At 70.0% G+C, this 21891-nt stretch carries 22 protein-coding genes; 14 read left to right on the top strand and 8 right to left on the bottom strand.

Annotated elements, in window-relative coordinates; genetic code table 11:
* Positions 1-95 precede the first annotated feature (95 nt).
* Entirely contained in the window at positions 96-1055 is a 960-nt protein-coding gene (locus C7443_RS12260; RefSeq protein ID WP_110018907.1) for a LysR family transcriptional regulator, read from the top strand.
* A gap of 28 nt (positions 1056-1083) precedes the next feature.
* On the opposite strand, the gene paaK is transcribed toward C7443_RS12260, so the two are convergent.
* From paaK to paaF, 6 genes are all read right to left on the bottom strand, one after another.
* Positions 1084-2403 carry a phenylacetate--CoA ligase PaaK gene (gene paaK / locus C7443_RS12255; RefSeq protein WP_110018906.1) on the bottom strand — a complete coding sequence of 440 codons (1320 nt, stop codon included), beginning with the start codon at positions 2401-2403 and terminating at the stop codon, positions 1084-1086.
* Between the two features lie 67 nt (positions 2404-2470).
* The gene (gene pcaF / locus C7443_RS12250) at positions 2471-3676 is read right to left on the bottom strand and encodes a 3-oxoadipyl-CoA thiolase (RefSeq protein ID WP_110018905.1); all 1206 of its coding nucleotides are present in this window, start codon (positions 3674-3676) and stop codon (positions 2471-2473) included.
* Positions 3677-3743: 67 nt separating this feature from the next.
* Positions 3744-4220: a hydroxyphenylacetyl-CoA thioesterase PaaI gene (gene paaI, locus C7443_RS12245; RefSeq protein WP_110018904.1), complete on the bottom strand. Its 477-nt coding sequence runs from the start codon at positions 4218-4220 to the stop codon at positions 3744-3746.
* Positions 4213-5730 (bottom strand): 3-hydroxyacyl-CoA dehydrogenase PaaH, encoded by a 1518-nt coding sequence (gene paaH / locus C7443_RS12240; RefSeq protein WP_110018903.1) that lies wholly within the window; start codon positions 5728-5730, stop codon positions 4213-4215. Before paaH ends, paaI begins: the two co-directional genes overlap by 8 nt.
* A 1-nt stretch (position 5731) precedes the next feature.
* Positions 5732-6523, bottom strand: coding sequence for a 2-(1,2-epoxy-1,2-dihydrophenyl)acetyl-CoA isomerase PaaG (gene paaG / locus C7443_RS12235; protein WP_110018902.1), 792 nt, complete (start codon positions 6521-6523; stop codon positions 5732-5734).
* Between the two features lie 3 nt (positions 6524-6526).
* Positions 6527-7348, bottom strand: coding sequence for a 2,3-dehydroadipyl-CoA hydratase PaaF (paaF, locus tag C7443_RS12230; RefSeq protein WP_110018901.1), 822 nt, complete (start codon positions 7346-7348; stop codon positions 6527-6529).
* Between the two features lie 274 nt (positions 7349-7622).
* Between paaF and paaN the strand changes: the two genes are divergently transcribed.
* The 8 genes from paaN to paaE all read left to right on the top strand — a co-directional run bounded on the left by paaN (position 7623) and on the right by paaE (position 14831).
* On the top strand, positions 7623-9278 hold the full coding sequence (paaN, locus tag C7443_RS12225) for a phenylacetic acid degradation protein PaaN (RefSeq protein WP_110018900.1): 1656 nt from the start codon (positions 7623-7625) through the stop codon (positions 9276-9278).
* A gap of 30 nt (positions 9279-9308) precedes the next feature.
* Entirely contained in the window at positions 9309-9938 is a 630-nt protein-coding gene (gene paaY / locus C7443_RS12220) for a phenylacetic acid degradation protein PaaY (protein WP_110018899.1), read from the top strand.
* 29 nt (positions 9939-9967) lie between these two features.
* On the top strand, positions 9968-10756 hold the full coding sequence (locus C7443_RS12215) for an enoyl-CoA hydratase-related protein (RefSeq protein WP_281279407.1): 789 nt from the start codon (positions 9968-9970) through the stop codon (positions 10754-10756).
* 223 nt (positions 10757-10979) lie between these two features.
* A complete protein-coding gene (paaA, locus tag C7443_RS12210; RefSeq protein WP_110018897.1) occupies positions 10980-11978 on the top strand; it encodes a 1,2-phenylacetyl-CoA epoxidase subunit PaaA in 999 nt (332 codons plus the stop codon).
* Between the two features lie 40 nt (positions 11979-12018).
* A complete protein-coding gene (gene paaB / locus C7443_RS12205) occupies positions 12019-12300 on the top strand; it encodes a 1,2-phenylacetyl-CoA epoxidase subunit PaaB (protein WP_110018896.1) in 282 nt (93 codons plus the stop codon).
* A 10-nt stretch (positions 12301-12310) separates the two neighbouring features.
* The gene (gene paaC / locus C7443_RS12200) at positions 12311-13066 is read left to right on the top strand and encodes a 1,2-phenylacetyl-CoA epoxidase subunit PaaC (RefSeq protein ID WP_110018895.1); all 756 of its coding nucleotides are present in this window, start codon (positions 12311-12313) and stop codon (positions 13064-13066) included.
* A 10-nt stretch (positions 13067-13076) separates the two neighbouring features.
* Positions 13077-13592, top strand: a complete 516-nt coding sequence (gene paaD, locus C7443_RS12195) for a 1,2-phenylacetyl-CoA epoxidase subunit PaaD (RefSeq protein ID WP_110018894.1) — start codon at positions 13077-13079, stop codon at positions 13590-13592.
* A 162-nt stretch (positions 13593-13754) separates the two neighbouring features.
* Complete coding sequence (gene paaE / locus C7443_RS12190; RefSeq protein WP_110018893.1) at positions 13755-14831, top strand: 1,2-phenylacetyl-CoA epoxidase subunit PaaE; 1077 nt, start codon at positions 13755-13757, stop codon at positions 14829-14831.
* Between the two features lie 7 nt (positions 14832-14838).
* Here paaE and paaX read toward each other — a convergent pair whose 3' ends face one another.
* A complete protein-coding gene (gene paaX / locus C7443_RS12185) occupies positions 14839-15783 on the bottom strand; it encodes a phenylacetic acid degradation operon negative regulatory protein PaaX (RefSeq protein ID WP_110018892.1) in 945 nt (314 codons plus the stop codon).
* Between the two features lie 322 nt (positions 15784-16105).
* Between paaX and C7443_RS12180 the strand changes: the two genes are divergently transcribed.
* From C7443_RS12180 to C7443_RS12160, 5 genes are read left to right on the top strand one after another with little or no spacing between them, the layout of a single operon-like run.
* Complete coding sequence (locus C7443_RS12180) at positions 16106-17245, top strand: ABC transporter substrate-binding protein (protein WP_110018891.1); 1140 nt, start codon at positions 16106-16108, stop codon at positions 17243-17245.
* A 35-nt stretch (positions 17246-17280) separates the two neighbouring features.
* A complete protein-coding gene (locus tag C7443_RS12175) occupies positions 17281-18153 on the top strand; it encodes a branched-chain amino acid ABC transporter permease (protein ID WP_110018890.1) in 873 nt (290 codons plus the stop codon).
* A gap of 2 nt (positions 18154-18155) precedes the next feature.
* Positions 18156-19100: a branched-chain amino acid ABC transporter permease gene (locus C7443_RS12170; protein WP_110018889.1), complete on the top strand. Its 945-nt coding sequence runs from the start codon at positions 18156-18158 to the stop codon at positions 19098-19100.
* Complete coding sequence (locus C7443_RS12165; protein WP_110018888.1) at positions 19100-19861, top strand: ABC transporter ATP-binding protein; 762 nt, start codon at positions 19100-19102, stop codon at positions 19859-19861. The genes C7443_RS12170 and C7443_RS12165 overlap by 1 nt, the downstream gene beginning before the upstream one ends.
* A complete protein-coding gene (locus tag C7443_RS12160) occupies positions 19861-21171 on the top strand; it encodes an ATP-binding cassette domain-containing protein (RefSeq protein ID WP_110018887.1) in 1311 nt (436 codons plus the stop codon). Before C7443_RS12165 ends, C7443_RS12160 begins: the two co-directional genes overlap by 1 nt.
* On the opposite strand, the gene C7443_RS12155 is transcribed toward C7443_RS12160, so the two are convergent.
* Positions 21156-21824, bottom strand: coding sequence for a TetR/AcrR family transcriptional regulator (locus tag C7443_RS12155; RefSeq protein ID WP_110018886.1), 669 nt, complete (start codon positions 21822-21824; stop codon positions 21156-21158). The genes C7443_RS12160 and C7443_RS12155 overlap by 16 nt on opposite strands.
* Positions 21825-21891: the final 67 nt, after the last annotated feature.

Genomic DNA, 21891 nt, shown 5'->3' with positions numbered 1-21891 from the left:
TCACGTTGCAGGCATATGATTTATGCGTATGCGGTATGAATCAGTGTCGTCGGTGCAGGCAGCATGAGTGATCGCCAACCTGACGGAGATCAAAGATGGACAAACTGGCTGCGATGGCGGCTTTCGTGCGTGTGGTCGAACGCGGCAGCTTTTCAGCGGTGGCGCGCGAGCTCAACACCAGTCAGCCCAATATCAGCCGCCAGGTGCGGGCACTGGAGCAGGATCTGGGCGGGCATCTGATCGAGCGCAGCACCCGGCAGCTGTCACTGACCGATGAGGGTCAGCGCTATTACCGCGAATGCCGGCGCATCCTCGAAGCGATCGACATCGCCGAGAACAGTTTCAAGACCGGGCAGGAGGTGGTCGCCGGCGTGCTGCGCGTGGCCGCGCCGGTGAGCTTCGGCCACCTGCAGATCGCGCCGCGGCTGGGACGCTTTCTGGCGCTGTTTCCGCAGCTGCGCGTCGAGCTGCACCTGAACAACGGCATCGAGGATCTGGTCGCCGCCGGCGTCGACGTGGCGCTGCGCCTCGGCGCGCTCGCCGACAGCGGCCTGATCGCCCGCCCGGTCGGCAGCACGCATCTGCTCACCGTGGCCGCCCCCGAATACCTGCGCCGCTGCGGCGAGCCGCACACGCCACAGGAGCTCAGCCAGCACAACTGCCTGGTGTTCGCCCCGGCCAGCGTGCACGACACCTGGACTTATCACCGCAACGGCGAGCGCCTGGCGGTGCCGGTCGCCGGCAATGTGCGCACCGACAACCTCGAAGCGATCCGTTCGATGGCGCTGAGCGGGCTCGGCGTCGCCCGCTCGGCGATCTGGCATTTCGGCGACGACGTGCGCAACGGCCGCCTGGTGCGGCTGCTGCGCGAATACGAAACCGACGCCGTGCCGATCCACGCGGTGTTTCCGGTCAGCCGCCGGCAGTCGGCGCGGGTGCGCGCCTTCGTCGATTTTCTCAGCAGCGAACTGGCGAACGATCCGGCGATGCTCTGTGACGGGCCCTGCTGCGCCGCGGCCGACACCCGCGCCGGCACGCTGCTGCTGCACACCTGAGCCGCACGGCCGCTGCGGCTCAGGCCACTCAGGACTTCGGCCGGCGGTCGACGACGCGCCGGGCCTTGCCGATCGAGCGCTCCAGCCGTCCCGGTTCGAGCAGGTGCACGCGCGTCGAGATGCCGATGTAGGTCTTGATCGCGTGCACCAGCTGCCGGGTGATGTCGGCAGCGGCCCGGTCGCCGATGCTGGCGGCGAGATCGGCGCGCGGCTCGACCAGCACATCGAGGCAGTCCATGTGGCCGTCGCGCGAAATCTCCAGCTGGTAGGTCGGCGCCAGCTGCGGGATCTTCAGGATCAGCTCCTCGACCTGCGACGGGAAGACGTTGACGCCGCGGATGATCAGCATGTCGTCGGAACGGCCGGTGATCTTGTCGATGCGGCGCATCGGCCGCGCCGTGCCCGGCAGCAGGCGGGTGAGGTCGCGCGTGCGATAGCGCACGATCGGCAGCGCCTCCTTGCTCAGCGAGGTGAACACCAGCTCGCCGTATTCACCGTCCGCCAGCGGCTCGCCGCTCTGCGGGTCGATGATCTCCGGGTAGAAATGATCCTCCCAGACGTGCGGGCCGTCCTTGTGCTCGATGCACTCGCTGGCCACGCCCGGGCCCATGACTTCCGACAGGCCGTAGATGTCGACGGCGTCGATGCCGAAGCGCGCCTCGATGTCGGCGCGCATCGCCCCGGTCCACGGCTCGGCGCCGAAGATGCCCAGGCGCAGCGAGGTCTCGGCCGGGTCGATGCCCTGGCGGATGAACTCCTCGGCGATGGTCAGCATGTACGAAGGCGTGACCATGATGATGTCGGGGCGGAAGTCCTGGATCAGCTGCACCTGCTTCTCGGTCTGGCCGCCGGACATCGGGATCACCGTGCAGCCCAGGCGCTCGGCGCCGTAATGCGCGCCGAGGCCGCCGGTGAACAGACCGTAGCCGTAGGCGATGTGGCATTTGTCGCCGGGGCGGCCACCGCCGGCGCGGATCGAGCGCGCCACCAGCCCGGCCCAGGTGTCGATGTCATTTTTGGTGTAGCCGACCACCGTCGGCTTGCCGGTGGTGCCGCTGGAGGCGTGGATGCGCGCCAGCTGCTCCTGCGGCACGGCGAACATGCCGAACGGATAGGTGTCGCGCAGATCCTTCTTCGAGGTGAAGGGGAAGCGGGCGAGATCGGCCAGCGTGTGCAGATCGTCCGGGTGGACGTGAGCGGCTTCGAACTGCGCGCGGTAGTGGGGCACGTTGTCGTAGGCGTGGCGCAGCGACCAGCGCAGGCGTTCGAGCTGGTGTGCGCGCAGCTCGTCGATGCTGGCGCGTTCGAGCGGATCGAGGCTTTCGGGACGGGGCGGCGTGTTGCGCATGACGGGCCTCCTCAGGCGGGTACGGCTTTTATCGGTATCGGTGCGGGGGAAAGCGAGTCGCGACGCTTCAGACGCGCTCGATGATCATCGCGATGCCCTGGCCGACGCCGATGCACATCGTGCACAGCGCGTAGCGGCCGCCGCGGCGCTGCAGCTCGTAGAGCGCCGTGGTCACCAGCCGCGCGCCGCTCATGCCGAGCGGGTGGCCGAGCGCGATCGCGCCACCGTTCGGGTTGACGTGGGCGGCATCGTCGGGCAAGCCGAGCTCGCGCAGCACGGCGAGTGCCTGTGCCGCGAAAGCTTCGTTGAGTTCGATGACGTCCATGTCCGCCAGGCGCAGCCCGGCCAGCGCCAGCACCTTGCGCGTTGCCGGCAGCGGGCCGATGCCCATGATGCGCGGCGCCACCCCGGCGGTCGCCATCGCCACGACGCGCGCCCGCGGCGTCAGGCCGTGGCGCGCCGCGGCCGCCTCGCTGGCCAGCAGCAGCGCGCAGGCGCCGTCGTTGACGCCGGAGGCATTGCCGGCGGTGACGCTCTTGTCGGCGCCGTTGACGCCGCGCAGCCGGGCCAGCTGCGCCAGCGTGGTGTCGGGGCGCGGGTGCTCGTCGACGCTGACACGGTGCGGCTCGCCTTTCTTCTGCGCGATCTCGACCGTCACCAGCTCATCGGCGAAGCGCCCGGCTTCCTGCGCCGCCGCCCAGCGCTGCTGTGAGCGCACGGCGAAGGCGTCCTGATCGGCGCGGGCAATGCCGAACTGCTCGGCGACGTTATCCGCGGTTTCCGGCATCGAATGCGTGTCGTACATCGCCTTCATGGCCGGGTTGACGAAGCGCCAGCCGATGGTGGTGTCGAAGATCTGCGCGTTGCGCGCATAGGCGCTGTCGGCCTTGCCGAGCACGAAGGGCGCGCGGCTCATGCTCTCGACGCCGCCGGCCAGCATCAGCTGCGCCTCGCCGGCGCGGATCGCGCGGGCCGCCAGGCCGACGGCGTCCATACCCGAGCCGCACAGGCGGTTGACGGTGGTGCCCGGCAGCTCGACCGGCAGCCCGGCGAGCAGCGCCGACATGCGCGCGACGTTGCGGTTGTCCTCGCCGGCCTGGTTGGCGCAGCCGTAGATGACGTCGTCGACGGCGCTGAAGTCGAGCTGCGGCTGGCGCTGGCGCAGCGCCCGCAGCGGCACGGCACCGAGATCGTCGGCGCGCAGCGCGGCGAGCGCGCCGCCGTAACGGCCGATCGGCGTGCGCACGGCGTCGCAGATGAAAGCATCGATCATGATGAATCTCCTCACGGGACTCTGCGGTCCCTGTCAGTGGCGGAAGTCTGGTGAATAGGGGGGCGGCTCAGTCGTCGGCCGCGACCAGGCCGGGCACGACCTCGCCCTGGATGCGATAGGCATTGCCGCGGAACAGCGCGATCAGCGTGCCGTCCTGGCGGCGCACGGTGATGTCGTAGACGCCGGTGCGCCCGGCCTGCGCGCGCTCCTCGGCCTCGGCGCTCAGCGTGTCGCCGAGGCGCGCCGGGGCGGCGAAGTCGATGCGGCAGCCGGAGGCGACGGTGACGCGATTGCCGCCGTTGCAGGCGTAGGCAAACGCGGTGTCGGCGAGCGTGAAGATCATGCCGCCGTGGCAAATGTCGTGGCCGTTGACCATGTCGCGGCGCACCGGCATGGTCATCCGCGCCCGGCCGGGCGCGACCTCGACCAGGCGGATGTCATGGGCCTGTGCGCACCAGTCGCGGGCGTACATCGCCTCGGCGCAGGCTTCGGCGAGCGCCTGGCGGTCGAGCGCGCGCACGCTCAGGGGCTTGGGATCAGTCATGGCAGGGTCTCCCGGCAAGGCAGAGGCGGCGCAGCAGCGGCGAGACGCGATAGCGGTCTTCGCCGTAGCCGGCTGCAAGGTGATCGAGCAGCGCGACGACCCAGGGCAGGCCGAGCGCATCGGCCCAGGCCAGCGGGCCGCGCGGGTAGTTGGTGCCAAGGCACATCGCGGTGTCGGCGTCGGCGGCGCTGCACACGCCCTGATTGACGGCATCGGCGGCCTCGTTGGCGAGCATCGCCACGCTGCGGGCAACGGCCAGCCCCGGCACGTCGGCGAGCGCCGAGCACTGGATGCCGGCGGCGGCGAACAGCCCGGCGGCGTCCGCCAGCGCCGTCGGCGCGGCCTGCGCCGCAGCCGCCAGCGCCAGGCGCGGCGTGCTGGCGTAGTCGCCGGCCAGATCGAACAGCACGTAGTCCGGCCGCTGCTCGGCGGCGGCCCGCGCGGTCGCCGTGCGGCCGTCGCTGAGCGCCAGCGTCAGCTCACCGCAGACCAGGCGGCCGGGGCCGGCGTCGCGCGTCAGGCTGATGCCGGCCGCTGCCAGCCGCGCCAGCAGCGGCTCGGCCGGACCGAGATCTCCTTCGACCCGCAGCGCGGCCGGGGCCGGCGCGGCCGCCAGCGTCTGTGGCTGCGGCCGGGTGGCGCCGGCGCGGTAGTCATAGAAGCCGATGCCGCTCTTGCGACCGAGGCGGCCGGCGTCGACCAGCTCCTTCTGCAGCAGGCTCGGCAGGAAGCGCGGATCGTTGTAGTAGGCGCTGAATACCGAGCAGGTCACCGCGTAGTTGACGTCGTGGCCGATCAGATCCATCAGCTCGAACGGCCCCATGCGAAAGCCGCCGGCCTCGCGGTAGAGCGCATCCAGCGTGGCGGCGTCGGCCGCGCCTTCGCCGAGCAGGCGCAGCGCCTCGGCGTAATAGGGACGGGCGACGCGGTTGACGATGAAGCCCGGCGTCGAACGCGCCCGCACCGGCGTCTTGCCCCAGGCGCGGCAGGTATCGACGATGCACGTCACGCAGTCGGCCTCGGTGGCCAGCCCACTGATCACCTCGACCAGACGCATCTGCGGCGCCGGATTGAAGAAGTGCATGCCGAGCAGCCGCTGCGGCCGCGCCAGCGCGGCGCCGATCGCCGTCAGTGAAATCGACGAGGTATTGCTGGCGAGGATCGCCGAGTCGGCGACGATCGCCTCCAGATCGCGAAACAGCGCCTGCTTGACCTCCAGCCGCTCGACGATAGCCTCGATCAGCAGGCCGGCCGGCGCCAGCTCGGTGAGGCTCGCCGCGGCGTGCAGCCGCGCAGCGGCGGCATCGGCCTCGGCGGCGCCGAGCCGGCCTTTGTCGACGAGCACGGCGAGCGCCTGGCGCAGCGCGCCGACGGCGCGTTCGGCGGCCTGCGGCGCCACATCGTAGAGCCGCACCGGATGACCGGCGAGGGCGGCGACCTGGGCGATGCCGGCGCCCATGGTGCCGGCACCGATGACGGCGACGAGACTGTCCCGTGGCAGCGCGCTCATCTCAGCGCCCCCGGAACTGCGGCGTGCGCTTGCTAAGGAAGGCGGCGACGCCCTCGCGGTAATCCTCGCTGCGCCCGGCCAGGCGCTGCAGATCGCGTTCGAGGTCGAGCTGCTGGTCGAGCGTGTGCGTGGCGGCGGCGTTGAGCGCGCGCTTGATCAGGCCGAGGCCGCGGGTCGGCTGCGTCGCCAGATGGCAGGCCGCGCTGAGCGCGGTGTCGAGCAGCGCGGCGTCGTCGACGCACTGCCAGATCATGCCCCAGGCCGCCGCCTGCTCGGCGCTGATCTTGTCGCCGAGCATCGTCAGCGCCGTGGCCCGCGCCTGACCGACCAGCCGCGGCAGGAACCAGGTGCCGCCGCTGTCCGGGATCAGGCCGATCTTGCAGAACGCCTGGATGAAGCTCGCCGAGCGCGCGGCAAAGACGATGTCGCAGGCCAGCGCCAGATTGGCGCCGGCGCCGGCGGCGACGCCGTTGACGGCGGCGATCACCGGCAGCTCCAGCCCGCGCAGCGTGCGCACCAGCGGGTTGTAGCCCTCGTCGATCGAGCGGCCGAGGTCGGGGGCCGGGCCGTCGGGGTCGATGTTGCGGTCGTTGAGATCCTGGCCGGCGCAGAAGCCGCGGCCGGCGCCGGTCAGCAGCAGCGCCCGCGCGCCGCCGCTGTGCACCTGTTGCAGCGCCGCGCGCAGCTCGGCGTGCATCTCGGCGTTGAAGCTGTTGAGCCGCTCCGGGCGGTTCAACGTGATGATGGCGACGGCGTCGTCGCGCTGTTCAAAGCGGATCGTCGTGAAGCTCATGGCTCAGGCTCCCAGGAAGTTCGGCTGGCGCTTGTCGAGGAAAGCGGCGATGCCTTCGCGGCGGTCGGCGCTGGCGGCGAGCAGCGCGAAGGCCTTGCGCTCGGCGTCGAGCGCGCCTTCCAGCGGCAGTTCGTAGCTCTTGAGCACGCATTCCTTGGCCAGGCGCAGCGCCAGCGGCGGCCGCGCGGCGAGGCTGCGTGCCAGCTCCAGCGTGCGTTCGAGCGTCAGCTCCGGCACCGTCACCTCGGCGACCAGGCCGGCGGCGAGCGCCGTCTGCGCATCGATCGGCTCGCCGCTCAGCACCATCTTCATCGCCAGCGACTTGCCGACGCTGCGCACCAGCCGCTGCGTGCCGCCGGCGCCGGGGAGGGTGCCGAGGCGGATTTCCGGCTGGCCGAAGCGGGCGTCCGCGCCGGCGATGATGATGTCGGCGTGCATCGCCAGCTCGCAGCCGCCGCCGAGCGCGTAACCGTTGACGGCGGCGAGCAGCGGCTTCGGAAAGTGGCGGATCGCCTGCCAGTACTGCGGCCGGCGGTCCTTGAGCACGCCGATGGCGTCGAGCTCGGCCAGCTCGCGGATGTCGGCGCCGGCGGCGAAGGCGCGGCGGTCGCCGCTCAGCACCACGCAGCGCACGGCCTCGTCGCCGGCGGCCTGCGTCAGCGCCGCCGCCAGCTCCGCGAGCAGCGCGCTGCGCAGCGCATTGAGCACTTCAGGGCGCTGCAGGGTGATCAGCAGGACGCCGTCGGACGGCGTCTGCAGGCGGATGTCGCGGTAGTTCTCCACGGTGTTCGGGGCCTCCGGGCGGTGGTCTGCAATGTGATACATAGATACGGTCTATGTTGCGATGCAATGTCGCGATACTGATTCGTTTTGTTGCCGTGTTGTCCGCATATGACTGAATTTTTCCTGTAAACCACTGCGGATTTCGTCGGCCTCAAAAGAGATACATTAATTTTGTTTGTATGCCGTATTTGAGTATCACGAATCCTGCGTTATGTTAGGCCCCGGAGTCAACACAGATCATTGACAGGTCGCTGCGCAGTCGTTCCGCCGTCCTGTCCGCCGCCACCGCGCACCACCACCGAAGGAAGTCCCCGCCATGACCCATCCCCTCTACGAACGCCACCGCGAAACCCTCGAACGCGCGCTGGCCGCCTGCCACAGCCGCGAGTACTGGAGCGCCTATGCGGAGATGCCGAGCGGCCGCCTCTACGGCGAGGACACCGCCGAGCAGGCGCGCGCCGCCTTCAACGCGCAGCTCGGCCAGCCCTTCGCGCTGGCGCAGGCCGGCAGCGTCGACTGGGTCGGCGAGGAGCGTTCGCCGTATGGCTTCGCGCTCGACATCCGCTATCCGCGCGCCGACCTCGACGTGCTGCTGCCGGCGATGCAGGCGGCAATGTCGGCTTGGCGCCGCGCCGGCGCCGATACCCGCGCCGGCGTCTGCCTGGAGATCCTGGCGCGGCTCAACCGCGCCAGCTTCGAGATCGCCGAGGCGGTGATGCACACCACCGGGCAGGCTTTCATGATGGCGTTCCAGGCCGGCGGCCCCCACGCACAGGACCGCGGCCTGGAGGCCGTCGCCTACGCCTGGCAGGCCATGCACGAGCAGGCCGGCAGCGCGCACTGGGTCAAGCCGCAGGGCAAGGCCGAGCCGCTGCAGCTCGACAAGACCTTTACGGTGATGCCGCGCGGCGTGGCGCTGGTCATCGGCTGCTGCACCTTCCCGACCTGGAACGGCTACCCGGGGCTGTTCGCCAGCCTGGTCACCGGCAACGCGGTGCTGGTCAAGCCGCACGCCGGCGCGGTGCTGCCGCTGGCGATCACCGTGCGCATCTGCCGTGAGGTGCTGGCCGAGGCCGGTTTCGATCCCGAGCTGGTCGCGCTCGCCGTCGGCACGCCGGGGGCGACGCTGGCGCTGCGCCCGGAAGTGCGCATCATCGATTTCACCGGCTCCTCGGCGAACGGCGAATGGCTGGAGCACAACGCCCGCCAGGCGCAGGTGTTCACCGAAAAAGCCGGCGTCAACAGCGTGGTCATCGATGCCACCGACGACTTCCGCGGCCTGGTGCGCAACCTGAGCTTCTCGCTCGCGCTGTACTCCGGGCAGATGTGCACGGCGCCGCAGAACTTCTATATCCCGCGCGACGGCATCGACACCGAGGACGGCCACAAGAGCTTCGACGAGGTGGCGCAGGCGCTGGCGGGCGGCGTGCAGAAGCTGCTGTCCGACCCGGCGCGCGCGGTCGAGGTGCTCGGCGCGATCCAGAACCGCGGCGTGCTCGAACGCCTGGAAGCGGCGCAGCAGCTCGGTGCCGTGGTGCTGGCCTCGCAAGCGATCGAACACCCGCGCTATGCCGACGCCTGCGTGCGCACGCCGCTGCTGCTCAAGCTCGACGCCGCGCGCGACGAGGCGGTGTTCAGCCATGAGCACTTCGGCCCGATCGCCTTCTGCATCGCCACCGACGACACCGCGCACTCGATCGCGCTGGCCAAGCGCCTGATCCAGAGCCACGGCGCGCTGACCGCGGCGGTGTATGCGCGCGACGCGGCCGTGCTGGAGGCGATGCGCGAAGCCATGCTGGAGGCGGGCGTCGCGCTGTCGGAGAACCTCACCGGCGGCGTCTTCGTCAACCAGTCGGCGGCGTTCTCGGACTTCCACGGCACCGGCGCCAACCCCGCCGCCAATGCCGCGCTGAGCGATTCCGCGTTCGTCGCCAGCCGTTTCCGCGTCGTGCAGTCGCGCCGTCCCGCCTGAGGCGGGCGGCCTCAGCCAAGGAGATTCGCCATGCCCTGTTACGAGATCGACGGCATCCGTCCGGTGGTCGATCCCAGCGCCTACGTGCACCCGAGCGCGGTGCTGATCGGCGATGTCATCGTCGGCCCGCGCTGCTACATCGGCCCCTGCGCCAGCCTGCGCGGCGACTTCGGCCGCCTGGTGCTGGAGGAAGGCGCCAACCTGCAGGACACCTGCGTGATGCACGGCTTCCCCGGCACCGACACGGTGGTCGGCGTCGACGGCCACATCGGCCACGGCGCCGTGCTGCACGGCTGCCGCATCGGCCGCAACGCCATGGTCGGCATGAACGCCGTGGTGATGGACGGCGCCGAGATCGGCGAGGCGGCGATCGTCGCGGCGATGGCCTTCGTCAAGGCACAGCAGCAGATCCCGCCGCGCAGCCTCGCCGTCGGCAGCCCGGCGCGGGTGCTGCGCACCTTGAGCGAGCAGGAGATCGCCTGGAAAAGCGAGGGCACGGCGACCTACCACGCGCTGGCGGTGCGCAGCCTGGCCTCGATGCGCGAGGTCGAGCCGCTGACGCAGGCCGATGCCGCGCGTCGCGCGGCGACCATGCCGGTCGGTGAGGTCGAGCCGCTGTACAAGCTCAAGCAGGCGGCGACGCCGGGCGGGGAGGGATGATGAACGAGTCCAATCCGGCAGCCGGCGCGCTGCCCGACTACGCGCACCTGCGCGTCGAGCGCCACGACGCCGTCGGCCTGATCACGCTGCACCGGCCGCAGGCGCTGAACGCGCTGTCGGCGGCGCTGCTGCGCGAGCTGGCCGCGGCGCTGCTCGCCTTCGAGCAGGAGCCGGCGATCGGCGCAATCGTGCTCACCGGCAGCGAGCGCGCCTTCGCCGCCGGCGCCGACATCCGCGAGCTGGAGGAAAAGGCCTACATCGACCTGTTCCTCAGTGATTTTCCCAACGTGCGCGGTGACGCCTGGGGGCTGCTCGGCACGCTGCGCAAGCCGCTGATCGCCGCGGTGGCCGGCCACTGCCTCGGCGGCGGCTGCGAGCTGGCGATGGCCTGCGACTTCATCCTCGCCGCCGACACGGCGCGCTTCGGCCAGCCGGAGATCGGCATCGGCACGATGCCCGGCGCCGGCGGCACGCAGCGCCTGACGCGTGCCATCGGCAAGGCCAAGGCGATGGAGATGTGCCTGAGCGGGCGCACGCTGGATGCCGCCGAAGCCGAGCGCGCCGGACTGGTCAGCCGCGTGCTGCCGGCCGCCGAGCTGCTCGACGAGGCGCTGCGCGTCGCCGCCCGCATCGCCGCGCAGTCGCAGCCGGTGGCCTGGGCGATCAAGGAGGCGGTCAACGTCGCCTTCGAAACCTCGCTGGCCGAGGGCCTGCGCTTCGAGCGGCGGCTGTTCCAGACCACCTTCGCGCTCGACGACCACCGCGAAGGCATGCGCGCCTTCGTCGCCAGACGGGCACCCCGTTTCAGCCATCGCTGAACGCCGGGCGGCGCCCTTCATAAGGCATCACATCACACGATAATCAGCCGTAAAACGCGATCATCGTGTGATTGATGTTTTATAAAATTTATAGACAAAAAACAATAAAATATAAAACTCAAAAGGCATCAAAACAGACTAAAGAGATACATAAAAAATCAATTGATTAAACTATTATGTATCATATAAAGTCAGTCACAGATGCCGAGGAGGACACAGAACCATGTACGCACAGATGGTCGACACCGGCGCCAGCCGGTTGCGCTCACGCGAGGAGATGGACGCCGACGAACAGGCCTTCCAGGCCCGCATCGACGACGGCCAGAAGATCGAGGCGCAGGACTGGATGCCGGAGGGCTACCGCCGCACGCTGGTGCGGCAAATTTCGCAGCACGCACATTCCGAGATCGTCGGCATGCTGCCGGAAGGCAACTGGATCACCCGCGCGCCGAGCCTCAAGCGCAAGGCGATCCTGCTCGCCAAGGTGCAGGACGAGGCCGGCCACGGCCTGTACCTGTACAGCGCCGCGGAAACGCTCGGCGTCTCGCGCGAGCAGCTGGTCGACGATCTGCACACCGGCCGGGCGAAGTATTCGAGCATCTTCAACTACCCGACGCTGACCTGGGCTGACATCGGCGCCATCGGCTGGCTGGTCGACGGCGCGGCGATCATGAATCAGATCCCGCTGTGCCGCTGCTCCTACGGTCCGTACTCGCGGGCGATGGTGCGCGTGTGCAAGGAAGAGAGCTTCCACCAGCGCCAGGGCTACGACCTGCTGCTCGCGCTGTGCCGCGGCAGCGAGGAGCAGAAGGCGATGGCGCAGGACGCGCTGGAGCGGTGGTGGTGGCCGGCGCTGATGATGTTCGGCCCGCCGGACGCCGACTCGGTGCACAGCGCGCAGTCGCAGGCCTGGAAGATCAAGCTGCTGAGCAACGACGAGCTGCGGCAGAAGTTCGTCGACCAGACCGTGCCGCAGGCCGAATACCTCGGCCTGCGCGTCCCCGACGCCGACCTGCGCTGGAACACCGAGCGCGGCCACTACGACTTCGGCGCGATCGACTGGTCCGAATTCCACGCCGTGCTCAAGGGCAACGGCCCGTGCAACCGCGAGCGCCTGCAGGCGCGCCGCGAGGCCTGGGCCGAGGGCGAGTGGGTGCGCGCCGCCGCGCTGGCCTACGCCGACAAACACGCCGCCGCAGAGCGGCATTCGCAGGCCGCCTGAGCCGGCCTGCCGCCAACCACCGCACGAAGGAGAGATCACGATGAAAGACTGGCCGCTGTGGGAAGTGTTCATCCGCAGCCAGCACGGGCTCGCGCACAAGCACGTCGGCAGCGTGCACGCGCCGGACGCCGCGCTGGCGCTGAAGAACGCGCGCGACGTCTACACCCGGCGCAACGAGGGCGTGAGCATCTGGGTGGTGCCCTCGGCGGCGATCACCGCCAGCGCCCCGGACGACAAAGCGGCGCTGTTCGAGCCGGCACAGGACAAGATCTACCGCCATCCGACCTTCTTCCCGGTGCCGGAAGAAGTGAAGCACATGTGAGGCGGCCGGCATGAACGACGCACGTTTCGAATGCCTGCTGCGCCTCGGCGACAACGCGCTGGTGCTGGCGCAGCGCCTGTGCGCCTGGATCGGCCACGGCCCGGTGATGGAAGAAGACATGGCGCAGGCCAACGTCGCCCTCGACCTGATCGGTCAGGCGCGGCTGTGGCTGGCCTACGCCGGCGAGCTCGAAGGCCGCGGCCGCGACGAGGACGCACTGGCCTACGGCCGCGACGCCGGCGCCTTCCGCAATGTGCTGCTGGTCGAGCAGCCCAACGGCGACTATGCGCAGACCATCGCCCGCCAGTTCCTGTTCGATGCCTGGCACCACGCCGAGCTGAGCGCACTGACCGCCTCCAGCGATGCGCGCATCGCCGCCATCGCCGCCAAGGCGCTGAAGGAAGTCAGCTATCACCTCGAACGCTCCAGCGACTGGATGCTGCGCCTGGGCGACGGCACCGCCGAGAGCCACGCCCGCCTGCAGGCGGCGCTGGAGCGGCTGTGGATGTACAGCGGCGAGCTGTTCGACGCCGATGCCCACGACGCCACGCTGGTCGAGCAGGGCATCGTGCCGGCCCCGCAGAGCCTGCGCGCCGGCTGGCTGCAGCAGGTCGGCGCGGTGTGCACCGCGGCGACGCTGACGATGCCCGACGCCGACGCCTGGATGCAGCACGGCGGCCGTCAGGGCCGGCACAGCGAGCACCTCGGCTATCTGCTCGCCGAGATGCAGTTCCTGCCGCGCGCCTATCCCGGCGTGCAGTGGTGAGGGCGCCGCGATGAACGCCCGGCCGACGCTGGAACAAGTGCGCGAATGGCTCGCCGCCGTGCCCGACCCGGAAATCCCGGTGGTGTCGGTGCTCGATCTCGGCATCGTCCGCGAGCTGGCCTGGGACGGCGACATCCTCGAAGTGACGGTGACGCCGACCTATTCCGGCTGCCCGGCGACCGAGGTCATCGCCGCCGACATCCGCAGCGCCCTGCAGGCCCGCGGCCTGGCCGCGGTGCACGTGGCCACGCGCCTGTCGCCGGCCTGGACCACCGACTGGCTGAGCGACGCGGGCCGCGAAAAGCTGCGTGCCTACGGCATCGCGCCGCCGGTCGGCCGCGCTGGCGAGGTGCACGTGCCGCTCAGCGCCATCGGCCGGCCGCGGGCGCCGACGCAGGGCGTGAGCTGCCCGCGCTGCGGCTCGCACAACACCCGCGAGACCAGCCGCTTCGGCTCGACGCCGTGCAAGGCGCTGTGGCGCTGCGCGGACTGCGGCGAGCCCTTCGATTATTTCAAATGCCACTGATGGCAAGTGCCACGACGGCGAGTGTCGCTGCAGGCAGACGCCACTGAAGCAGGCGCCGGCAGCGGCAGACATCACTGAGGGCCGCTGCCGCTGAGGCAGGTGCCACGAACGGCCTGTGCCGGCGCCCGTGCGCGGGTGTCGCGGCGAGGAGGAGAGACCCCGATGAACAAGTTCCACAGCCTGGCGGTGGCGCAGGTGCAGCGCGAGACGCGCGATGCGATCGCCGTGACCTTCACCGTGCCCGAGGCGCTGCGGGCGCAGTTTCGCTACACCCAGGGCCAGCACCTGACGCTGCGCGCCGACATCGACGGCGAGGAAGTCCGCCGCTCGTATTCGATCTGCTCGGCGGTGCAGGACGATCGCCTGCGCATCGCCATCAAGCGCGTGCCCGGCGGGCGTTTTTCCGGCTGGGCCAACGAGCATCTGGCGCCCGGCCAGCAGCTCGACGTGATGCCGCCGTCGGGCCACTTCAACCTGCCGCTCGACCCGGTGCAGGCGCGCCACTACGTCGCTTTCGCCGCCGGCAGCGGCATCACGCCGATCCTGTCGATCATCAAGACCACGCTGCTGAGCGAGCCGCACAGCCGCTTCACGCTGTTCTACGGCAACCGCGCCTCCGGCACGGTGCTGTTCAAGGAGGAGCTGGAGGATCTCAAGGACCGCTTCATGGAGCGCTTCAATCTGTGCTTCATCCTCAGCCGCGAGCAGCAGGACATCGAGCTGTTCAACGGCCGCATCGACGCCGCCAAGGTCGAGGCGCTGCTGACGCAGTGGATCGACCCGGCCGACATCGACGCCGCTTTCATCTGCGGCCCGCACGCGATGATGGAGGCAGTGCACAGCGCGCTGCGCGCCCACGGCATCGCCCCGGAGCGCATCCGTCGCGAGCTGTTCGCCACCAGCATTCCCGCGGCGGCCGCACCGCGCCATGACCACGAAGCGCCCGGTCAGCACGACTGCGAAGTGACGGTGATCCAGGACGGGCGCGTGCACAGCTTCTCGCTGGAGAAAAACCGCGACTCGCTGCTCGATGCCGCGCTGGCGCAGGGCGTCGAGCTGCCGTACTCGTGCAAGGGCGGGGTGTGCTCGACCTGCCGCTGCAAGCTGGTCGAGGGCGAAGTCGACATGGACGTCAACTTCGCGCTGGAGGACTACGAGGTCGCCCGCGGCTTCATCCTCACCTGCCAGAGCTTCCCGGTCAGCGACCGCCTGGTGCTCGACTTCGATCAGGAGACCTGAGCCGCGCTCAGTTCAGCGCGTCCGGCGGCTGGTCGAGGCCGCCGAAGCGGCTGAAGTAATACGGCGCGGCCTCCGGCAGCGGGCCGTCGGCGGTTTCCATCGTCGCCAGCAGGTGACGCTCGGCCGGCCCCTGCAGCAGGCGGTAGAGATTGCGGCAGAGCAGGCGTGCGGCGGTGCCGGCCCAGTCGGCCGGCATCAGCTCGTCGGGCAGCTGCGGATCGCGCAGCAGCAAGCGGCGGTATTCGTGGATCAGCAGGGTGCGCACCAGCAGGCATTCCTGCGGGTCGAGCGACTGGGCGTTGGCCAGCGCCCGCCACACCGCACGGAAGCGTTCGAGGAACTGCCCCCAGGACTCGGCCAGGTGTGCCATGTCCCAGCCGAGGTTGACCAGCTCGCGCAGCGGCTGCTCGCCGAGCACGCTGCCGCCGTCGGCATTCATCACCACCACCTTGTGCTGCGCGCCCTGTGCTTCCAGCGTCGGCTGGATTTCGGCGGCGTCGAGGCCGGGGTGGGCGAGCACGCCGGGCGCCAGGGTGCCGAAGCCCTGCCAGCCGAGCTCGCGCTGCAGCTGCTCGCGGCTGGCGGCATCGAGGCCGGGCAGGGCGGTGAACACCAGGCACCAGCGGCCGTTCCACTGCTGCGCCGGTTGCGCGTAGATGCGGCGGAAGGCGTTTTCGAAGCGGCGGCGACCGGAGTCGGTGAGGCTGTAGTAGCTGCGCCGGCCGACCTGCTGCGCGCTCAGCCAGCCTTCCTGCGCCAGGCGAAACACCGAGGTGCGCACCAGCCGCTGATTGATGCCGAAGTGTTCGAGCAGGTTGATCAGGCTGCCGAGCCAGACCGTGCCGCCGTGCGGAGCGATCGCGTCACCGTAGAGCGTGATGATCAGCGAGCCCGAACGCAGCGGCTTGCGCTCGCGGAAGGCTTCCAGCAGGCGGGTGACGGCTTCGGTCATCGGGTGCGGCTCCAAAGGGGCAGGGGACGCGAAATCGTAGTACACGCACCTGATACGAGAAAAGCCATTTTCTTGAATCATGAACGCAGGCCAATGCCCGTGTTTTGCCTGTCAAGGCAGAGAATAAGGCGATAAAAAGCGATACGTTAATCGTTGACAGTAAATATAAATACGTATCATATTTTGCCGGCGCCGGTTCCGCTGCGAACCGCCGCCAAGACCACGACACACCACACAACGAGATGCCCGGGCGCCCGTCGACCCGGACCGTCGCCGGCACGCCGGGCGTGCCCGCCGACACCACCAAAGGAGACACCCCACGATGAAGCGCATTTCGCTGACGCTGTCCGTCCTGCTCGGGCTCGGCCTCACCGCCGCGACGCAGGCCGCCGAACCGATCCGCATCGGCAGCGTGCTGTCGGTGAGCGGGCCGGCGGCTTTTCTCGGTGACCCGGAGCTGAAGACGCTGCAGCTCTACGTCGAGCGCCTCAACGCCGCCGGCGGCCTGCTCGGCCGGCCGCTGGAGCTGGTGCATTACGACGATGCCGGCGAGGCGGCCAAGGCCAATACCTTCGTCAAGCGCCTGATCGCCAGCGACAAGGTCGACGTCATTCTCGGCGGCACCACCACCGGCGCGACGATGGCCGCGGTGCCGTTGGTCGAGAAGGCGCAGCTGCCGTTCATCTCCTTCGCTGGCGCGGTGGTCATCGTCGATCCGGTCAAGCCCTGGGTGTTCAAGACACCGCACACCGACCGCATGGCCTGCGAAAAGGTATTCGCCGACATGCACAAGCGCGGCCTGCTCCGTGTCGCACTGCTGTCCGAGACCAGCGGCTTCGGCAAGTCGGGGCACGACCAGTGCGTCGATGTCGCACCCGCGCAAGGCGTGAGCATCGTCGTCGACGAGACCTACGGCGCCAAGGACACCGACATGAGCGCGCAGCTGACCAAGGTGCGCGGCAGCGACGCCCAGGCGGTGCTGGTGTTCGGCCTCGGCCAGAGCCCGGCGATCGTCACCAAGAACTACCGCCAGCTCGGCATCGAGCTGCCGCTGTATCAGTCGCACGGTGTCGCCTCGAAGGAATTCCTGGCGCTGGCCGGGGCCGCCGCCGAGGGCGTGCGCCTGCCGTCGCCGGCGCTGCTGGTCGCCGACAAGCTCGCCGACAGCGATCCGCAGAAAGCCGTAGTCACCGGCTACACCGCCGCCTACACGCAGAAGTTCGGCGGCGAGGTTTCGACCTTCGGCGGCTATGCCTACGACGGCCTGATGCTGTGGGCCGATGCGGTCAAGCGTGCCGGCAGCGTCGAGGCCGACAAGGTGCGCGCGGCGCTGGAGGCGACCCGCGGCTACGTCGGTGCCAGCGGCGTGGTCAACATGTCGCCGAGCGACCACATGGGCCTCGATGCCAGCGCCTTCCGCATGCTCGAAGTGCGTGACGGCGGCTGGACTCTGGTCGACTGAGCGCGCCTGCGCGGCCCACCTGCGGAGGCATCGCGATGTCCGCCGAAATGCAGTTTCTCGTCTCCGGCCTGACCATCGGCGCGATCTACGCGCTGGCGGCGCTGGGTTTCACGCTGATCTACAACGCCTCGGGCGTCATCAACTTCGCCCAGGGCGAATTCATCATGATCGGCGGCATGCTCACCGCCGTGCTCAGCGGACTGGGCCTGCCGCTGTGGCTGGCACTCGTGCTGGCGGTCGCCGGCGCGGCGCTGGTCGGCATGCTGTTGCAGCGCCTGGCGCTCGACCGCGCCCGCGGCGCGCCGGTGGTGTCGCTGGTCATCATCACCATCGGCGCCTCGATCTTTCTGCGCGGGCTGGCGCAGCTGCTGTGGGGCAAGCAGTTCCGCCCGCTGCCGGCCTTCTCCGGTGAGCAGCCGCTGCATCTGCTCGGCGCCACGCTGGTGCCGCAGACGCTGTGGGTGATGGGCGTCAGCGCCCTGCTGATGCTGGCGCTCGGGCTGTTCTTCAGCCGCACGCTGAGCGGCAAGGCGGTGCTGGCGACGGCGATCAACGCCGCCGCGGCCCGCCTGAGCGGCATCGACACCCGCAGCGTGCTGCTCGCCTGCTTTGCGCTGTCGGCGGCGCTCGGCGCCATCGGCGGCGCCCTGATCGCGCCGATCACCGCGGCCAGCTACGAGATGGGGCTGATGCTCGGCATCAAGGGCTTCGTCGCCGCGGTGCTCGGCGGCCTCGGCGTCAGCGCCGGTGCCGTCGCCGGCGGCCTGCTGCTCGGCGTCGCCGAGACGCTCGCCGCCGGTTATCTGTCTTCGGCCTACAAGGATGCAGTCGCCTTCGCTCTGATCTTCGTCGTGCTGTTCTTCCTGCCGAACGGGCTGTTCGGCCAGCGCGCCAGCGAACGGGTGTGACCATGAAGCTGCTCGATTCCCGATACGGCGGCCTGCTGCTGCTCGCCGCCGGCCTGCTGCTGCTGCCCTGGCTGGCCGGCAATGCCTACCTGCTCGATGTCGCCAACCGCATCGCCATCAACGCCATCATCGCCGTCGGCCTGAATCTGCTGATCGGCTACGCCGGGCAGATCAGCCTCGGCCACGCCGGTTTTCTCGGCCTCGGCGCCTATGCCTCGGCGATCCTCTGCGGCAGCTACGACTGGCCGGCCTGGCTGGCGCTGCTGAGCGCCGCCGCCGGCGTGGCCCTGCTCGCCTTCCTGGTCGCCCGGCCGATCCTGCGCCTGAAAGGGCATTACCTGGCGATGGCCACGCTCGGCCTGGGCATGATCGTCAGCCTGGTGCTCAGCAATGAGTCGGCGCTGACCGGCGGGCCCGACGGCATGGCGGTGCCGGGGCTGGTGCTGTTCGGCTGGGAGCCGCAGGGCGAGCGCGCCTGGTACTGGATCTTCGCTACGCTGCTGCTGCTGGCGATCTGGCTGGCGCAGAACCTGATCGATTCGCCGCTCGGCCGCGCGCTGCGCGCGGTGCACGGTTCGGAAGTCGCCGCCCGCGTCGCCGGCGTCGACACCACTGCCTGCAAGGTGCAGGTGTTCGTCATCTCGGCGGTGTTCGCCGCCATCGCCGGCAGCCTGTCGGCGCATTACACCGGCTTCGTCACGCCGGGGCAGGCGAGCTTCCTGCACTCGGTGGAACTGGTGACGATGGTGGTGATCGGCGGCATGGCCTCGACCTACGGCGCGGTGCTCGGCGCGGCGCTGATGACGCTGCTGCCGCAGCTGCTCTCCGGGCTCGAAGACTACGAGATGCTGGTGTTCGGCCTGATCCTGATGGTGTCGATGATCGTGCTGCCGCAGGGCCTGCTGCCCGGCCTGCGCGGCTGGCTGCAGACGCGGAGGGCGGCATGATGACGGCGCTGCTCGAACTGGAGCACCTGAGCAAGTCCTTCGGCGGCGTGCACGCGGTGCAGGATGTTTCATACCGCATCGAGGCCGGTGCGGTGCACGCGGTGATCGGCCCCAACGGCGCCGGCAAGACCACGCTGTTCAACCTGATCAGCGGCGTCTATACGCCGAGCCGCGGCCATATCCGCCTGCGCGGCGAGGAGGTCGGCGGGCTGCCGCCGAACCGCCTCGCCGAACGCGGCCTCAACCGCACGTTCCAGAACCTGCAGATCTGCATGAACCTGACGGCGCTGGAAAACGTCATGGTCGGCGCGCACCTGCAGCTCGACCGCCGCTTCCTGCCGGTGCTGCTGCGGCTGCCGGCGATCGGCCGCAGCGACCGGCGCGCCCGCGAGCGCGCCGCCGAGCTGATGAGCTTCGTCGGCTGCGGCGCCTACCTCGCGGCCGAAGCCGCGGCGATGCCCTACGGCGCGCTCAAGCGCCTGGAGATCGCCCGCGCGCTGGCCGCCGAGCCGCAGATCCTGTTCCTCGATGAGCCGGCCGCCGGCCTCAACGCCACCGAGACCGCCGAGCTCGAAGCGGTGATCCGCCGCATCGCCGAACGCGGCATCACCGTGGTGCTGGTCGAGCACGACATGAAGCTGGTGATGAACCTCGCCGAGCACATCCTGGTCCTCGACTACGGCCGCAAGCTCGCCGAGGGCAGCCCGGCCGAAGTGCGCGCCAATCCCGACGTGATCGCCGCCTATCTGGGAGCCGCGTGATGGCCGAAGCCCTGCGCATCATCCGCAACGAGCACGCCAGCATCGAGCGCGTGCTCAGCCTGCTCGAACACCTGTGCGAGCGCATCGCCGCCGGCGCCGCGCCGGAACCGGCGCTGTTCGCCGCGGTGTTCGACTACATGAACACCTTCGCCGACCGCCTGCACCACCCGAAGGAGGACGACTTCCTGTTCGCCCGCCTGCGCCAGCGCGACCCCGCGGCCGCGGCGCTGATCGAGCGCCTGGAGCAGGACCACCGCCACGGCCGCCGCGCGCTGGCCGAGCTGCAGCAGCGGCTGCAGGCGGCGCTTGCCGGCGGCGCGGCCGAACGCAGCGCGCTGCTCGCCGCGCTCGGCAGCTATGTGCAGCGCAACCGCGAGCACATGCAGCGCGAGGAACGCGAGCTGATGCCGCTCGCCGAGCAGCGCCTGAGCACCATCGACTGGGCGCAGATCGACGCCGCCTTCACCGACCATGACGATCCGCTGTTCGGTCCGCAGCTGCGCGCCGAGTACCGCGCGCTGCATGCCCGCCTGACCCAGCTGGCGCCGCAGCCCTGGGGCCTCGGTGGCCACGGCACACCGCCGGAGCCGCTGCGCCTGCCGCTGCCGCTGCTGCAGATCAGCGGCCTGCACAGCCATTACGGCCGCATCGAGGCGCTGCGCGGCGTCGAGCTGAGCATCCGTCCCGGGCAACTGGTCGCGCTGGTCGGTGCCAACGGTGCCGGCAAGACCACGCTGATGCGCTGCATCGCCGGGCTGCAGCCGGTTTCCGCCGGCAGCATCCGCTTCGACGGCCAGGACATCACCCGGCTGCCGGCGCACCGGCGCGTCGCCCTCGGCATCGCGCAGAGCCCGGAAGGGCGGCAGGTGTTCGGCCCGCTGTCGATCGAGGACAACCTGCGCCTCGGCGCCTGGAGCCGCAGCGGCGACGGCATCGCCGAGGATCTGGAGCGCGTCTACGCGCGCTTCCCGGTGCTGAAGGACAAGCGCCGGCTGCCGGCCGGCACGCTGTCCGGCGGTCAGCAGCAGATGCTGGCAATCGGCCGTGCACTGATGAGCCGGCCGCGCCTGCTGCTGCTCGACGAGCCGTCGATGGGGCTGGCACCGCTGCTGATCGAGGAGATCTTCGCCGTCGTCGAGGAACTGCGCGCGCAGGGCATGACCATCTTTCTGGTCGAGCAGAACGCCAGTGCGGCGCTGGCGATCGCCGATATCGGCTACGTCATCGAAACCGGCGAGATCGTGCTCAGCGACCACGGCCCGCGCCTGCTGGAAAACGAGCGCGTGCGCGCTGCCTACCTCGGCATGTGAGGTTCGGCCGCGCCGCGTGCGAAATGCGTGAACAGACTCTGGCAGAAGGCATCGCGCAGTGCCGCCGCGTCCGGCGGCGGATCGCTGAGCTGCGCCAGCATCGCCTGTGAGCCGAGCAGGAAGGCGACCGCGCCGACCAGGCCGGTGTGCAGCAGCGGCGGCGACAGCGGCGGGAACAGCCCGGCCTGCACCGCCTCCTGCCACAGCGGGGTGTAGTGCTGCATCACCGGGCGGATGACGTGCTCGACCAGGTAGTCGAGGCGCTCGCCCGGCTCGCTGGTCTCGCGCATGACGAAGCGCGCCATCGCCTCGGAGGCGGTGATGTGGTCGAACAGCAGGCCGATGGCACGCACCACGCGGCACTGCAGCGGTTCGCCGCGGGCCTGGCAGATGGCGTCGACCTGCGCCAGATTGATGTGCAGCTGCGGCAGCATCGAATCGACCACCGCCCGCCACAGCGCGGCCTTCGAGCCGAAATGGTGAGCGACCATCGATACATCGCAATCGGCCTGCGCGGCGATCGCCCGCAGCCCGACCGCGTCGAAGCCCTGGGCGGCAAACAGCGTGACGGCGGCATCGAGCAGCCGCTGCTGGCCGTCCGCTTCCTCGCGGCGCGGCCGACCGGGACCGCGGCGCGCTCTTGCTTGCGTCATCCTCAGGGCTCCTCTCTCAGCACGGCGCGACGCCCGCGCCGGCCACCGGGTCGCGCATCGTAACGCT

This window comes from Plasticicumulans acidivorans (assembly GCF_003182095.1).
GTDB classification, from domain to species: Bacteria; Pseudomonadota; Gammaproteobacteria; order Competibacterales; family Competibacteraceae; genus Plasticicumulans; species Plasticicumulans acidivorans.
Note: the sequence above shows the minus strand (reverse complement) of the source record. Positions and strands in the feature narration are given on the sequence as shown.